We start from the raw sequence: 14,280 nt of genomic DNA, 5'->3' as shown, positions 1-14,280 counted from the left end.
CTGCCCCGTCCCCGCTCCCCTCCCTGCCTAGCCGCACCCCATCTCGGCCTTCGGCGCCGAAGGCCGAGAACCACCAGAGGAGGCACTCTCATGGCGTTCTACCGGCAGGTGGGCAGCGTCCCGCCCAAGCGGCACACCCAGCACCGCCGTCCCGACGGCGCGCTGTACGCCGAGGAACTGATGGGCGAGGAGGGCTTCTCCTTCGACTCCTCGCTGCTGTACCACTCCGGCATCCCCTCGGCGCTGGTCGACGCCCGGCCCTGGGAGCTCCCCGACCAGACCCTCACCCCCAACGCCCCGCTGGTGCCCCGGCACCTGAAGCTGCACGACCTCTTCCCGGGCGAGGAGCACAAGGCGGTCGACGCCGTCACCGGGCGCCGCCTGGTGCTCGGCAACGGCGATGTCCGGATCTCCTACGCCGTCTCGTCACTGACCAGCCCGTACTACCGCAACGCGACCGGCGACGAGTGCGTCTACGTGGAAGCCGGCCAGGCGACGGTGGAAACCGTCTTCGGCGCGCTCGACGTCGGCCCCGGCGACTACGTGATCGTCCCGCGGGCCACCACGCACCGCTGGGTGCCCACCGGCAGCGAGCCGCTGCGCAGCTACGCCGTCGAGGCCAACTCGCACATCGCCCCGCCCAGGCGGTACCTGTCCAAGTACGGGCAGTTCCTCGAGCACGCCCCCTACTGCGAGCGAGACCTGCGCGCCCCCGCCGAGCCGCTGCTGGGCGAGGGCACCGACGTCGAGGTGTACGTCAAGCACCGCGGCAACGGACCCGGCGGGCTCACCGGCACCGTGCACGTCGTGCCTGAGCACCCGTTCGACGTCGTGGGCTGGGACGGCTGCCTCTACCCCTACGCGTTCAACATCGCCGACTACGAGCCGATCACCGGGCGGGTCCACCAGCCCCCACCGGTGCACCAGGTCTTCGAGGGAACCAACTTCGTCATCTGCAACTTCGTGCCCCGCAAGGTCGACTACCACCCGCTGGCCGTGCCGGTGCCCTACTACCACTCCAACGTCGACTCCGACGAGATCATGTTCTACGTCGCCGGCGACTACGAGGCACGCAAGGGCTCGGGCATCGGCAAGGGGTCCATCTCGGTCCACCCGGGTGGGCACTCCCACGGCCCGCAGCCCGGCGCGGTCGAGCGGTCCCTGGGCGTCGAGTACTTCGACGAGACGGCCGTCATGGTCGACACCTTCCGGCCGCTGGACCTCGGGGAGGCCGGCATCGCCTCAGACGACGGGAAGTACGCCTGGTCCTGGTCCGGGCGTGGGCCCTCGGCATGAAGGAGCCGATCGTCGGCCTGTTCACCGGGCTGTTCGACGACGCCGCGCTCTTCCCGCCGGGGGACGCGCCGATGGCCGCGGCGGTGCCGGCCCACCGGGAGCTGCGCTCCCGACCGGGCCGACTGGTCGGGCCCTTCGTCGTGCCCGCCGCCAGGTTGGACGAGCTGGTGGCGCATCTGCCCGGTGACGAGCCGTTCGCCGTCTCGTTGATCGCAGCGGCCGGCGACCTGCCGGCCGCCGCGGCGCGGGTCACCGCTGACGAGCGACTGCAGCTCGCCGGGGTGGAGGTCTCCCTGGTCGCGGATGTGGCCGGCGCCCGGGCCGCCGTCCGTGCGCTGGCCGACGGGGTCGCCGCCGGCGTCCCGGCCGCCGTCGAGGTGCCCTGGACCGGGGCCCGGGACGACGTCCTCGACGTGCTCGCCGGCTCCGGACACCGGGCGAAGCTGCGCACCGGTGGACTCCGTGCCGATCTCTTCCCCTCGCCCTCCGAGCTGGCCGACGCCCTGGACGCGTGCATCAGCCGCGGCGTGCCCGTCAAGTGCACCGCCGGACTGCACCACGCCGTGCGGCACACCGACCCGGCAACCGGCTTCCAGCACCACGGGTTCCTCAACGTGCTGGCGGCAGTCGACGCCCTGGCGGGCGGGTCGCCCGTGCCGGCCGCCGTCGACTGGCTCAGCCAGGACGACGGACCGGTCCTGGCGGCCGCAGCACGGACGTGGCCCGCCGACCGGATCGCCCGAGCGCGCGGCGTCTTCACGTCCTTCGGCACCTGCAGCGTGCTCGAGCCGATCGATGACCTCGTCGGCCTCGGCCTGCTGTCCTCACGAGAACGGATCCGCGCATGACGGCGTCCACCAGTTGGCTCGGCCTGCCTCCGGACACCGGCTTCGGGCCGGCCAACCTCCCCTACGGCATCTTCTCCACCTCCGGGAGCGGTCCGCGCACCGGTGTGGGCATCGGCGACCACGTGCTGGACCTGGCCGCCGCCACCGGTGACCCCCTTCACGCCACGGGCACGCTGAACGCCTTCATGGCCACGGGCCCCGCGGCATGGGCGGCGCTGCGCACTCGGCTGACCGAGTGGTTCTCCGACCCTGTGCACCGCCGTACCGTCGAGCCGAACCTGGTGCCGCGGGACCAGGTGACGATGCACCTGCCGATCGAGGTCGCCGACTACGTCGACTTCTACAGCTCGCAGCACCACGCCGAGAACCTCGGCAGGATGTTCCGGCCGGACTCCGCAGCGCTCACCCCGAACTGGAAGCACCTGCCCATCGGCTACCACGGGCGGGCCGGCACCGTGGCCGTCTCCGGCACCCCCGTCGTCCGGCCGTGCGGTCAGCGCAAGGACCCGACCGAGGACGCGCCCACCTTCGGGCCGTCCCAGCGCCTCGACATCGAGGCCGAGGTCGGGTTCGTCGTCGGCGTCGGCTCCGATCTCGGCGCGGCGGTGCCCCTGCGCCGGTTCCCCGACCACGTCTTCGGCGTGTGCCTGGTCAACGACTGGTCCTCCCGGGACCTGCAGGCCTGGGAGTACGTGCCACTGGGCCCCTTCCTCGGCAAGTCCTTCCTCACCTCGATCGCGCCCTGGGTGGTGCCGCTGGCGGCCCTCGGGGCAGCGCGCGTTGCCCCGCCGCCCCGCGATCCGCAGCCGTTGCGCTACCTCCGCGACGACGACGACCCCTGGGGCCTGGACATCGCGCTGGAGGTCCGGCTCAACGGGGAGCTGCTCAGCTCGCCGCCGTTCCGGGAGATGTACTGGACCCCGGCCCAGCAACTGGCGCACCTGACCGTCAACGGCGCCTCGCTGCGCACCGGCGACCTGTACGCGTCGGGCACCGTCTCCGGTCCCGGCACACACGAGCGCGGTTCGTTCATCGAGCTGTCCTGGGGCGGCGCAGAGCCGATCACCCTCGCCGACGGCACCACCCGCACCTTCCTCGACGACGGCGACGTCGTCGTGATCACCGCCACCGCGCCCGGCCCCGACGGCAGCCGCCTCAGCTTCGGCGAGGTCACCGGCCGGGTGGAGCCGGCCCGTTGAACGCGCGGTGCCGCTGGTGATCAACGGCGGAGCCCGTCGAGATCCCGCCGCCTAGGCTGAGAACTCGGACCTGAGAGGACGGCGATGTCGGCAGAGGACGGCACGGGTGCTCCGCAGTCACAGACGCTGGACCGCGGCATCCGCATCCTCGAGCACCTGGCGAGCGCGGGGTCCCCGCAGGCGGTGACCGAGATCGGCCGGGCACTCGACCTGCACCGCTCGATCACCTACCGGCTGCTGCGCACGCTCGAGGACCACGAGCTCGTCGAGCGCGACGCCATCGGTCACTACGGACTGGGCCTCGGCATCGCGGCGCTGTCCCGGGGGGTCCGTACCGACCTGACTGCCGCGGCTCTGCCCCGACTGAACGCGCTCACGACGGAACTGGGCATGACCGCGTTCGTGGTCGTCCGCGCCGGGGACGAAGCGGTCACCGTGACCAGCGTCGAACCGCAGGACACCCCGGCACACGTCACGTACCGCCCCGGTACCCGCCACCCGGTCGGCCGTGGCGCACCCGGCCTGGCCCTGCTGATGCCCGGGACGCCTGCGACCGACGATCGAGCGGCTCTCCAGGAGGCACGCCGGCGCGGCTGGGCGAGTTCGCACGGCGAGGTGATCCCCGGGATCCGGTCCATAGCGGCGCCCGTACTGGGCCCGGACGGGGGCGCCCGAGCCGCGCTCGCGGTGGTCTTCGTCGACCAGGACGCGGACATGGAGGCGATCGGGCGCGCTGTCGTCGCGGCCGCAGCGCGGGTCACCGCCAGCCTGCGCTGACCGGCCGCCCGACCGACGCGGTCCGCTCGGACCGGCAGCCCGACGAGCGCAGACACCGCGCGGGTGGTCGCCGGAGCGGCGACCCCGGGGCATGGTCGAGACCGGCGGCGACGTGGTGAACCCCAGCCGAACAGTTGGCCGAAGCCACCATCTCGGGTGTCGGCCCAGCGTGCGCCGATGGGCATCACGTTCATCGTCGCCACCGGCTTCGGGCAAGACGCTGAGCTTCGAGCACGTCCTGCCCACCATCGTCGACAAGTCCTGAGCGGAGCTGACGTGACCACCCCCAGCACCAACCTCGCCAGCCGGGTCGTGGACTGGTTGCGCGCCGGCTACCCCGCCGGCGTCCCCAGGCAGGACTACGTGGCCCTGCTCGGCCTGCTGAAGCGCAAGCTGACCGACGTCGAGGTCCACCAGATCGCCGCCGAGCTCGCCGGCCTCGCCGGGCAGGGCGAGGAGATCAGCAGCACCGACGTCGAACGGCTGATCAACGAGGCCACCCTCGACACCCCCGCAGCGGGTGACGTCGCCCGCGTCTCCTCGCACCTGGCCGCAGGCGGCTGGCCGCTCGCCGACGACCCCGACCACTGAGCGCCGGCGCCGGGTCTCAATGGCGGGCTGCCTGGTACCCAGCCGCGCCGCACCGCCGGGGAACGCCGTGCACAACGGGACGGCGGTGAGCCCACGGTCCCTGCGGCGGGCGGACACCGCTGGACACCCCGGTGCCGGGTCCCGGTCTGCCGGCGCCGCGAGTGGGTAGCACCGACCCGGTGTCACCCCCGCAGCGAGAGGACCTCCGATGAGCCAGGACCAGTACTCCACCCAGGACCCGACCTCGCAGCACGTGCAGCCCGACGCGCTGCCCGCGCAGCAGATCGAACACCCCGGCCTGGAATCCGACATGGACCTCGAGCCGGACTACGGCGCGTCGAGCTACCGGGGCAGCGGCAGGCTCGAGGGCAAGCGGGCGCTCATCACCGGGGGCGACTCCGGCATCGGCCGGGCCGTGGCGCTGGCCTACGCCCGCGAGGGCGCCGACGTCGTCATCTCGTACCTGCCCGAGGAGGAGGACGACGCGCAGGTGACCGCCGGCGTGGTCCGGGACGCCGGGCGCACCGTGGTGACCGCACCCGGCGACCTCCGCGACGAGGCCTTCTGCCAGGACCTGGTCGCGCGCACCGTCTCCGAACTCGGCGGTCTGGACGTCCTGGTGAGCAACGCGGCCTACCAGATGACGATCGGGGGCATCGAGGACCTCAGCACCGAACAGCTGCTGCGGACCTACTACACGAACGTGTTCGCCACCTTCTGGCTGTGCAAGGCCGCTGTCCGGCAGATGCAGCCGGGCTCGGCCATCATCATCACCACGTCGATCCAGGCCTACGAGCCCACGCCTGCGCTGTTGGACTACGCCTCCACCAAGGGTGCGCTGCTCACGTTCACCAAGGGCCTGGCGCAGGAGCTCGGGCCGAAGGGGATCCGGGTCAACACCGTCGCCCCGGGCCCGATCTGGACCCCGCTGATCCCGGCGACCATGCCGGCCGAGCAGGTCGGCTCCTTCGGCTCCGACACGCCCATCGGCCGCGCCGGTCAGCCGGCCGAGCTGGCTCCCGCCTACGTCTTCCTGGCCTCTCAGGAGTCCAGCTACATCACCGGTGAGCGCATCGGCGTCACCGGCGGGATGCCGATGCCCTGAGCCCGTCCGGCCGGGCAGGGAGGCTCGACGGGGTCCTTCCTGCCCGGCGGGAGGAAGTGCGTCGGGGGCGGCACGACGATCGGGTCGGTGATCCGTCGCAGCGGCTGCTCGCCCACCTCAGCGGGGACCGGGACCCGATCGCCGTCCCGGCCACGCTCCCCGCTCCTGCGCCGACGCCCATGGCGGCGACTCCGGGCCCGCGAGCCCCGGTCATCGGGCGCGCCCTCGGCGTCCACCCCATGCGACCGGTGCGCGGGTGGCAGGAGTCATCCGGCGCTGCCACTGGTCGTCGTCGTGGCGGCTCGTGCGGCCTCGAGGCCGTCCCGGATGGTCGGCGCCGCGGGTGTCCAGCCGGTGTCGCGCTCGAGCTTGGCGTTGGACATCGGGATCGAGGAGGTCATGAAGGCGCGGCCGTAGGGAGCGAGCAGACCGAACACCCAGCTCGGCGCCCGCATCGGACGGGGCGCAGCGAACGTGCGGGCGGCTTCGTCCAGGAAGGTGCCCCACTGCTCGGGGCGGTCGTCGCAGACGTTGTAGGCCTGACCCGCTGCACCGTGCTCGATCGCCGCGGCGGTGGCCGTGGCGGCGTCGGGCAGGTACAGGAAGGGCAGCACCCCGCCGCCGCCCCTGGGTACCGGCAGCCGGCGCTTGCGCAGCAACGCGACCATCAGCTCCAGGCTGCTGCCGCCGTAGAGGGCGCCATAGCGCAGTGCGACGCCGTCCAGGCCACGGGTGCTCAGCGTCAGCTGCTCGGCCTCCCGGAGCGCAGCGATGATCCGCTCCAGCCGTGGGTCGGGGTCCTCGACTGCGAAGGGGGCGCTCTCGGTGATGCGGCCGTCGCCGTCCAGCGCCGGCCGGTGGTCGCGGTAGCCGTATCCACCGAAGAACGACTGGGTGACGATGCGGGTGGCGCCGACCTGCTCGGCGAGAGCGAGGAGGTTCCTCGTGCCCTCCATCCGGAGCCGGTTCGTCGGGTCGAGATCTCGGTGGCGAGCCGGGAACCCGTCGATCGCGGTCAGTTCGTGCACGACGACATCCGCTCGGACGCCTCGCGCCGCGGCCAGCAGCGCATCACGGTCGAGCGCGTCGGCCACGATCGCCTTCGTCCACACAGCTGCGAACCGGCGCGCCGACTGCTCGCTCCGGCTGACGCCGATGACCTCGTGACCCGCCGCGTGCAGCACGAGTGCCAACGGAGCGCCCACAGCGCCGGTCGCCCCGGCGATCACGACCTTCATCGCAATCCCCTCTCACTCCTCGTCGGTCTGGTTCGACGGTCGGTCCGACCGCAGGCGGAGCAGCAGTGCGCCGAACGCGACGACGGCGAGCGCGCCCAGCAGGAGCGCGTCGGTGGCGTGCCCGCCGAGGGTCAGGTCAGTGAGGTGGTTGACGGTGTGGATGACGTCGGCGGTCAGGAAGCCGATCAACGCCACCGTCACGCTGTCCTCGACCAGCACCGCCGACAGCAGGGTGGCCGCGATCCCGAGCTGGAAGGCGCCGACGTCGTGGAGGAGGTGTTCGTTGGCAGGTGGGAAGTCGATGGCATCGGCGAAGGACGCGGGCGCCAGGAGTGCCCACGCACCGAAAGCCCCCATCGCGATGCCGCAGACCGCGACCAACGCGAGGGTCCCCCACGACTCGTGCCTGGAACGCGTCGCGGCTCTCACGGGGTCGCCCCGCTCCTGACCAGGGCCGCGGCGAGACCGGCCGCCGCGCCCAGGTAGCGCTCCGCGTCGAGTCCAGACGGATGGGAGCCGAAGGTGTCCACCATGATCCAGTAGTGGGTGACTGCACCCATGAGGACCATGGCGACGGCATCCCAGTCGGCGCCGTCGCTCGCTTCGGGCTGGTGGCGCAACCACAGCGAGAACCCCTCGAAGGTGCGCCCGATCTCCCGGTCGCGCACCCGTTCCAGCAGATCCGGGAACCGGGTCAGGTCGCGGAGCACCAGTCGGTTGAGGTCCTGCTGCTGCTCCAAGCGGGCGAGACCGGCTCGGGCGACGATCAGCAGGCGCTCCTCCAGCGGCAGGCCGGCGAGCGCCGTCGCGTCGCCCAGGAGCGAAGACAGTTCGGCACCCGTGGACACCGCTCGGTCGATCCCCGCCTCGAGCAGCGCTCGCTTCGACGAGAAGTGTCGGAACAGGGCCCCGGAGCCGGGTGACAGCCCGGCCGCTGCCTCGATCTGCGACACGGACGTCCCGACGTAGCCCTGCCGCCCGAACAACCCCATCGCCGCGGTCAGCACGCGGGATCGAGGCGACGGCACGTCCATCACCGGGCCCCTCCACGGTGGAGTAAGTGCTTACTTACGTTACTGACGAAGCCCTCGCGCCCGCAAGCCTGCCTGCGACGTCCCGACCGGGAACGGTGGCCAGCCGTGAGGTCAGGGCTGCAGGACGACGCGGCCGCGTGAGCCGCCCTGCTGGACAGTCGGTGAGCCCGCACTGCCTGCGGGTCCGTCGGATGGGTGGCGGGACAACCGGAGCGACCAGCACGACGAGGGTGCCACCACCGCGCAGCGCGTCGTGGGCCTCGACACCGAGGACGGCTGCTCCGGCGTACAGGCCGACTCGTCCGTCCTCCCGCGCTGGTTCATCCCGACGACGAGATGTCACCACCGATCCCGATCTCCTTGCCGTCGGCTTCATGGAAGACGTACTCCCACACCTGGTCGTGCTCCTCGACGTCGACCGGCCGCACGCCGCGCGTGGTGATGCTCGCGACCTTGGAGACGGGGTCGTCGACCCAGGTCATGCCGACCGCACCTCCGGCCCGGTCGGCGTCCTGGATCACGTACACGTAGCCGTCTTGGGCCGGCAGCCAGCGTCGTCACCCGCGTCTCGTCCCACCTCGCCGCAGGCCGTTGGCCGACGACCCCGGACGGTGCGGCGCCAGGCGGGCTCGTCGACATGGGACCGCACCGTCCCCCCAGGGTTCATGCAAGGACCACCGCCGCGTTCACCCGCACTGCCCCACTGTGGACGTGCGGGGGGACACCGAAGGGAGCTCGACCCATGATCGAGGCGACAGCACGGGCAGCCGCCTACGTCGCCGGGCGACTGGTGACCGCTCAGCACGCCGGGGCGATGGTCGACCGGGTCAGCGGGGTCCGCTGGCGGTTCGCCGGGGACGTGCAGGCTGATCGGGTGGCCCTCACCGACCTGGAGACGTCCTGTCTCATCACCGGACGGGCCGTCGCGCACGGGCCGTTGTGGTTGTTCCACCAGGACACGATGCGTCACCTCACGCTCACCACCCAGCCCGGCGGGACGTTCACCGGCCTGGACTACTCCACCGGCCACACCTTCGACGTCCTGGCCGGTGGCGACGGCATCGTCGAACTCCTGGACCACGACACCGGCCGCCGGCGCCGCTACCAACTCCAGCTCGCGCCGGCCCTGGCGAGTTCTTCGACCTCACCCTGACGGCCCGGCCGCGCCCGAGGTCCGGAGCTGTGCCGTGCTCGGCCGCGAAGTCCCTGCCGTCACCGCGTTGCTGCACCGGTTGCTGGAGCGGGCAGCGCGCCCGACCTCCCATCGCGGCGTGACGGGCCGCCTCGGCAGCCGCGCTGTGAAGGCGACGTGATCGGCCCGCGCCCTGGGACCATCCTGTGGATGACGACACCGATCGGCTCGGAAGCGCAGCGACCCAACCCAGCACTGCAACCGCTGGCGCCGCTGCTGGGCGACTGGCGCACCACCGGCACGCATCCGCTGGCGCCAGGGACGACCTTCCACGGCCGTACGTCGTTCGCGTGGCACGAGGGCGGCGCCTTCGTGCTGATGCGCTCTGAGATCGACGAGCCGGGGATACCCAGCGGCGTGGCGGTGATCGGCTCGGACGACGCCGCCGGCACCTTCACGATGATCTACTTCGACGAACGGGACGTCTCCCGCCGGTACACCGTCGAGGTGGGCGACGGCGAGGTGTCCTGGTACCGCGACGAGGCGGGGTTCGCCCAGCGCATGGTCGTCACCGTTGCCGGCGATGGCAGCCGGCTCGACGCCAAGGGCACCATGTCGCGGGAGTGCGGCCCCTGGGAGGACGACCTGCAGCTGACCTATGAGCGCATCGGCTCGTAGGACGAGCCGTCAGCCGGCGGGGCGTGCGTTGCTCCGGGGTCCCCGGCCTGCAGCGCTCTCTCGTCCCGACGCCGCCTCCCCGCCTGCCGCGTACAGGACGGGCCGCCCGATGTCGGACGACCCGCTCCTGACCTGCGGTCTCGCCGTCGGGCCGGCAGGAGCTGGACCTGCCATCCCACGGCCCCGGCCACGGGGTCTCGTCCCGGCTCTTGTCAGGCGGCCTGCCGGGAGCGGCCGTAGCGTGGCGGACGCGCCGCGGAGTCCACGCGAGGAGCGCGATGGACCTGGGAGAACAGATGACCGAGCTCGACGGGCGGTCGGGAGCACGTCCCGACGCGGCAGGTACCGACCAGGCGCGGGACGACGGCGGCGGGCTCACCGGTGCCGTCGTGGTCGTGGCGCTGGTGTCCGCGATCTCGGGTCTGCTCTACGGCTACGACACCGGGATCATCTCCGGGGCCCTGCTGCAGATCGGCGCTGAGTTCGGCATCGGCAGCGGGTGGGAGCAGGTGATCGCAGCCTCGATCCTGGCCGGCGCGGTGATCGGCGCGCTCGTGTGCAGTCGGCTGAGCGAGGCACGCGGCCGGCGCACGACGCTGCTCATCGTCGCCGCGGTGTTCGTCGTCGGGTCGCTGTCGGCGGCCCTCGCCCCGAACCCGATCACGCTCTCACTGGCCCGCGTGGTGCTCGGCTTCGCTGTCGGCGGCGCCACGCAGACCGCCCCGGTGTTCGTCGCCGAACTGGCCCCGAGCAGGTACCGCGGCCGCCTGGTGCTCTTCTTCCAGATAGCCATCGGCGTCGGCATCGTCATCGCCACCCTCGTCGGTGCGAGCGAGGGCGTCGACTGGCGGCTGTCGATCGGCGCGGCCGTCGTTCCCAGCGCGCTGATGTTCGGGCTCATGCTGCGCCTGCCCGACAGCCCGCGCTGGCTGGTCAAGGACGGTCAGGAGGACCGCGCGCGGGAGGCGCTCGAGCGCGTGCGTCCGCACGGCAGGGACGTGTCCGGCGAGCTGCGCGACATCGAGGAGCTGGTCGAGGCCGAGCAGGAGGCGAGCACCCGTGGGTGGCGTGGCCTGCGCAAGCCCTGGGTGCGTCCCGCACTGATCGTCGGGTGCGGGCTGGCGATCTTCACCCAGCTGTCGGGCATCGAGATGATCGTCTACTACTCCCCGACGATCCTCACCGACAACGGCTTCTCCGACTCCGCGGCGCTGCGGGTGTCGGTCGCCCTCGGTGTGACCTACCTGGTCACCCAGCTCATCGGGCTGGCCATCATCGACCGCGTCGGCCGACGCCGACTGACTCTGGTGACGCTGCCGGGCGCAGCCGTGTCGCTCATCGTGCTGGGCACCTTCTTCGTCACCGGCCACGACGGCAAGGCACAGGTGCCGTACATCATCGCCACGCTGATCGCGTTCATGGCCTTCACCGCCGGCGGCATCCAGCTCATGGGCTGGCTGACCGGCTCGGAGATCTACCCGCTGGCCACCCGCGAGGCCGGCGCCGCGGCACAGTCGGCTTCGCTGTGGGGCACGAACCTGCTGATCACCCTGACGTTGCTGACCCTCATCGAGACGATCGGCACCGGCCAGACCTTCTGGCTGTACGCCGCGTTCAACGTCGCCGGGTTCGTCTTCCTCTACCGGCGCATGCCCGAGCTCACCGGCCGCAGCCTGGAGCAGATCGAGAAGCGGCTGTCCGAGGGGCGCTTCCGGCCCGCTGACTTCCGCGGCCCCTCCCAGGATCCCGGGGCCTCCGGCCGCCGGCCGGTCCCGGACGCGACGGGCTGACAGCCCCCACGGCCGCGGACCGGGGGACTCAGGTGGCTGCCTCCCGTCGTCGACGCCCGTGGGGATCGGTCACGCGTCCCTGGCGGCCGGACTCCGTACCCCTCGGCGTTGCGGCCAGGAAGCGGCCGATCCGTACCTCGGCCCGGTGACCCGGGTGTCGCCGTGGCGCCGGGGACGAGGACTCCTCGGTCGACGTGCAGCGGAGGACCGGCGCCGGCGGGAACTGCGCCGAGCAGCCGGTACCGGCGCGCCCGGTCGCTGGTCCTCGATCTCAGCCACGGGCCGCGCCGGGTGACCACGTGGGATTGGTACCGGCCGGCAGTTCCACGAACCCGGGCAGTCCCCGCAAGGCGTTCTCCTCGCCCCCGGGGGTGTAGGCGGCGATCAGGCGCAACGGCTTCCAGCCGGTGTTGAAGGTGGAGTGCATGGTGCCCTTGGCGACCCAGATGGCGTCGCCTGCGGCGATGTCGAACTCGGGCGCGTCGCCGACCGTCTGGCGCCCGGTGCCCTCGATGACGTAGAGGACCTCGTCGGCGTCCGGGTGCAGATGGCGCTCGTGGCCCTTCTCGGGGTTGATGACCACCTCACCGAAGGACGAGGTCGCGTCGGTCACCGTGTCCGGCGTGACCAGCCACTTGATGGAACCCCAGTCGAAGACCATGGTCGCGACGTCCTGCGGCTGCTGGTGCATGGCGCTCTCCTCGTTCTCGGTGCGGCTGCCCGGAGACGTGCTGACGGCGACGACAGTCTGGTCGGTTCGCACGCCTCGGGCCGGGCGGGCACCGGAGCGACTCCTCCGGCGCTGACCTCCTCGTCCGTCCGCGGCGACGTCCGCTCCCGTCCTGAGGGCAGGCGTTCTCCCGTCGGGTCCCGGGCGGCCGCGCCAGGGGGTTCGCCGGAGCGCCGTGCAGCCGGTCCGGGCCGTAGACCTCGCGGCCGGTGAGCGTGGCGTCGTCCTCCGATTGCACGGCCGGGCGTCGGGGTAACTGCTCCGCGGGCGGCTTACGCTGTAAACGGCGTCGAGTCGAGGAACATGCTCGTGTCCCACTGGAGCGAAGAACGTCCATGCCTCCCGGTCTCTGCAACTCACAGGGACCGTCCCTCACCAGCATCCAGGCAGGAAACTGATGTGGATCACCGCCGAAGTCCTCGCGCTCGCAGCCGTCGCCTGGATCATGGTGTGGCGACTCGACGACTGGCGTGAGTGGGCCCTCTGCGCCGAGGTCGACCCTGACGCCTTCTTCCCGGAGAAGGGCGAGTCCACCCGGGCCGCCAAGGACATCTGCCGCAGGTGCCTGGTGAGGATCGAGTGCCTACGTTCGGCCCTGGCCAACGATGAGCGCTTCGGCGTCTGGGGTGGATTGTCCGACCGCGAGCGCCGCCGGTTCAGGCGGCGAGGGGCGGACGGCGCGGTGGGACGAGCCAACCCCTCGGATCCCTGTTGAGGCCGTAGCTCCCTCCTGCTGTCACCCAGACGACCTGGATGCGCCTCCTCGGACAGTGGGCCGGCTGAGGCTGACCGGCTCACGTCCGGAGGAACGCTGTGGGGGATCCGCACGTGCTGCGCGACGCGCTGACCAGCGATGGGATGCTGGTGACACCGGAAGAGGCAGCACGCTTTGCTCCGCGTCGACAGAACGACCGTCGACGCCCTGAGGATGTGAACCCTGCGACCCCTCGACCACCCCGACACGCCGTCGCTCACGCCGCGTTGCAGTACCGGTTGCTGTACGGCCGCCCATCGGACCGTGGGACCGCCGGCGAGGTCCAGCACCGTGCCTCGCCGGGCCGCGGCGTCATTCGGCCTGATGAACCGCGACTGCGAGGTCGTGCGCGATGGCGCCGGCCGCGTCGGTGAGAGCAGCTGCCCAGACCGGCAGCCGGTCTGGGGGGCACCGAGCCGTGGGCGCGGCCACCGACAACGCGGCCTCGGCGACCCCGCCGGCAGCCGGGACGGCGACCCCGACGGCCGTGAGCCCGGCCTCGGTCGCCTCGTCGTTGACGGCGAAGCCCCGACGCCGAATCGTGCGGAGCTCACGCTCCAGCGCGTTCGACTCATCCGCCTCGAGCGGAGCGAGGACCGCGGCCAGCTGGAGCGGGTCGAGCGTGGCGAGCACCGCCTTGCCCCCGGAGGTCAGGTGCGCCGACAGTGCCCGGCCGGTGCGGTCGCCGACCCGCAGCACGTGATCGCACTCGACGGTGGCGACGAACCGGACGTCCGGGCCGGCCAGGACCAGCACGTTGGCCGTCTCACCGACCGCGTCGACGAGGCGCCGCAGGTGCGGAAGGGCGATCTCCCGGAGGGCGGCGACCGGCGCCTGCTGCACCGCCCCCCGACGCAGGACCGGACCGGGGCCGTACCGGCGGTCCGACAACTGCTCGGCGAAGTCCCGGTACACCAGCGTGCCGAGCAACCGATGAGCGGTCGAGACGGAGATGCCGACCCGGGCGGCGGCGTCGGTCAACCGCATCGCCCCCTCCTGCTGGAGCAGGGTCGCCAGCAGCAGTGCCGAGTCGACTGAGCTCACCGTGTACGTCGGCCTGTTCTGCATGGCAGAAAACGCTATCCCTCTGCGCAGGAGACGCGAGACC

Annotated in this window: 16 protein-coding genes; 10 read left to right on the top strand and 6 right to left on the bottom strand. The window is 72.1% G+C overall.

The genetic code is table 11. From position 1 onward, the window contains the following. The first annotated feature begins 90 nt into the window (after positions 1-90). The 6 genes from FHL79_RS19535 (at position 91) to FHL79_RS19510 (ending at position 5,816) form a co-directional block, all read left to right on the top strand. Positions 91-1,296 carry a homogentisate 1,2-dioxygenase gene (locus FHL79_RS19535; RefSeq protein ID WP_138760238.1) on the top strand — a complete coding sequence of 402 codons (1,206 nt, stop codon included), beginning with the start codon at positions 91-93 and terminating at the stop codon, positions 1,294-1,296. Beyond that, entirely contained in the window at positions 1,293-2,144 is an 852-nt protein-coding gene (locus FHL79_RS19530) for a hypothetical protein (protein WP_138760237.1), read from the top strand. The genes FHL79_RS19535 and FHL79_RS19530 overlap by 4 nt, the downstream gene beginning before the upstream one ends. Next, complete coding sequence (gene fahA, locus FHL79_RS19525; RefSeq protein WP_138760236.1) at positions 2,141-3,343, top strand: fumarylacetoacetase; 1,203 nt, start codon at positions 2,141-2,143, stop codon at positions 3,341-3,343. The genes FHL79_RS19530 and fahA overlap by 4 nt, the downstream gene beginning before the upstream one ends. A gap of 84 nt (positions 3,344-3,427) precedes the next feature. Then, positions 3,428-4,120 (top strand): IclR family transcriptional regulator, encoded by a 693-nt coding sequence (locus FHL79_RS19520; protein WP_138760235.1) that lies wholly within the window; start codon positions 3,428-3,430, stop codon positions 4,118-4,120. A gap of 276 nt (positions 4,121-4,396) precedes the next feature. Continuing rightward, positions 4,397-4,711, top strand: coding sequence for a DUF3349 domain-containing protein (locus FHL79_RS19515; RefSeq protein ID WP_246081019.1), 315 nt, complete (start codon positions 4,397-4,399; stop codon positions 4,709-4,711). Positions 4,712-4,919: 208 nt separating this feature from the next. Continuing rightward, positions 4,920-5,816 carry an SDR family oxidoreductase gene (locus tag FHL79_RS19510; RefSeq protein WP_138760233.1) on the top strand — a complete coding sequence of 299 codons (897 nt, stop codon included), beginning with the start codon at positions 4,920-4,922 and terminating at the stop codon, positions 5,814-5,816. 266 nt (positions 5,817-6,082) lie between these two features. Here FHL79_RS19510 and FHL79_RS19505 read toward each other — a convergent pair whose 3' ends face one another. From FHL79_RS19505 to FHL79_RS19485, 4 genes are all read right to left on the bottom strand, one after another. Next, complete coding sequence (locus tag FHL79_RS19505) at positions 6,083-7,054, bottom strand: NAD-dependent epimerase/dehydratase family protein (protein ID WP_138760232.1); 972 nt, start codon at positions 7,052-7,054, stop codon at positions 6,083-6,085. A 12-nt stretch (positions 7,055-7,066) separates the two neighbouring features. Beyond that, the gene (locus FHL79_RS19500; protein ID WP_138760231.1) at positions 7,067-7,435 is read right to left on the bottom strand and encodes a hypothetical protein; all 369 of its coding nucleotides are present in this window, start codon (positions 7,433-7,435) and stop codon (positions 7,067-7,069) included. A 44-nt stretch (positions 7,436-7,479) separates the two neighbouring features. After that, positions 7,480-8,061, bottom strand: coding sequence for a TetR/AcrR family transcriptional regulator (locus FHL79_RS19495; RefSeq protein ID WP_171058253.1), 582 nt, complete (start codon positions 8,059-8,061; stop codon positions 7,480-7,482). Between the two features lie 347 nt (positions 8,062-8,408). Next, positions 8,409-8,615, bottom strand: coding sequence for a hypothetical protein (locus tag FHL79_RS19485; RefSeq protein WP_138760229.1), 207 nt, complete (start codon positions 8,613-8,615; stop codon positions 8,409-8,411). Positions 8,616-8,830: 215 nt separating this feature from the next. Between FHL79_RS19485 and FHL79_RS19480 the strand changes: the two genes are divergently transcribed. From FHL79_RS19480 to FHL79_RS19470, 3 genes are all read left to right on the top strand, one after another. Then, a complete protein-coding gene (locus tag FHL79_RS19480; RefSeq protein WP_138760228.1) occupies positions 8,831-9,241 on the top strand; it encodes a hypothetical protein in 411 nt (136 codons plus the stop codon). A 156-nt stretch (positions 9,242-9,397) separates the two neighbouring features. Next, positions 9,398-9,898 (top strand): hypothetical protein, encoded by a 501-nt coding sequence (locus tag FHL79_RS19475; RefSeq protein WP_246081017.1) that lies wholly within the window; start codon positions 9,398-9,400, stop codon positions 9,896-9,898. A 278-nt stretch (positions 9,899-10,176) separates the two neighbouring features. Then, the gene (locus FHL79_RS19470) at positions 10,177-11,688 is read left to right on the top strand and encodes a sugar porter family MFS transporter (RefSeq protein ID WP_218938522.1); all 1,512 of its coding nucleotides are present in this window, start codon (positions 10,177-10,179) and stop codon (positions 11,686-11,688) included. 271 nt (positions 11,689-11,959) lie between these two features. Here FHL79_RS19470 and FHL79_RS19465 read toward each other — a convergent pair whose 3' ends face one another. Beyond that, positions 11,960-12,379 (bottom strand): cupin domain-containing protein, encoded by a 420-nt coding sequence (locus tag FHL79_RS19465; protein ID WP_138760227.1) that lies wholly within the window; start codon positions 12,377-12,379, stop codon positions 11,960-11,962. Positions 12,380-12,815: 436 nt separating this feature from the next. On the opposite strand from FHL79_RS19465, the gene FHL79_RS19460 reads away from it, so the two are divergent. Continuing rightward, the gene (locus tag FHL79_RS19460; protein ID WP_439331134.1) at positions 12,816-13,133 is read left to right on the top strand and encodes a WhiB family transcriptional regulator; all 318 of its coding nucleotides are present in this window, start codon (positions 12,816-12,818) and stop codon (positions 13,131-13,133) included. 351 nt (positions 13,134-13,484) lie between these two features. On the opposite strand, the gene FHL79_RS19455 is transcribed toward FHL79_RS19460, so the two are convergent. Then, complete coding sequence (locus FHL79_RS19455; protein ID WP_138760226.1) at positions 13,485-14,240, bottom strand: IclR family transcriptional regulator; 756 nt, start codon at positions 14,238-14,240, stop codon at positions 13,485-13,487. Between the last annotated feature and the right edge of the window lie 40 nt (positions 14,241-14,280).

It is taken from the genome of Modestobacter altitudinis (assembly GCF_005930475.1).
Lineage (GTDB): Bacteria > Actinomycetota > Actinomycetes > Mycobacteriales > Geodermatophilaceae > Modestobacter > Modestobacter altitudinis.
The sequence above is the reverse complement of the archived record's forward strand: the minus strand, read 5'-3'. Positions and strand labels throughout refer to the sequence as shown.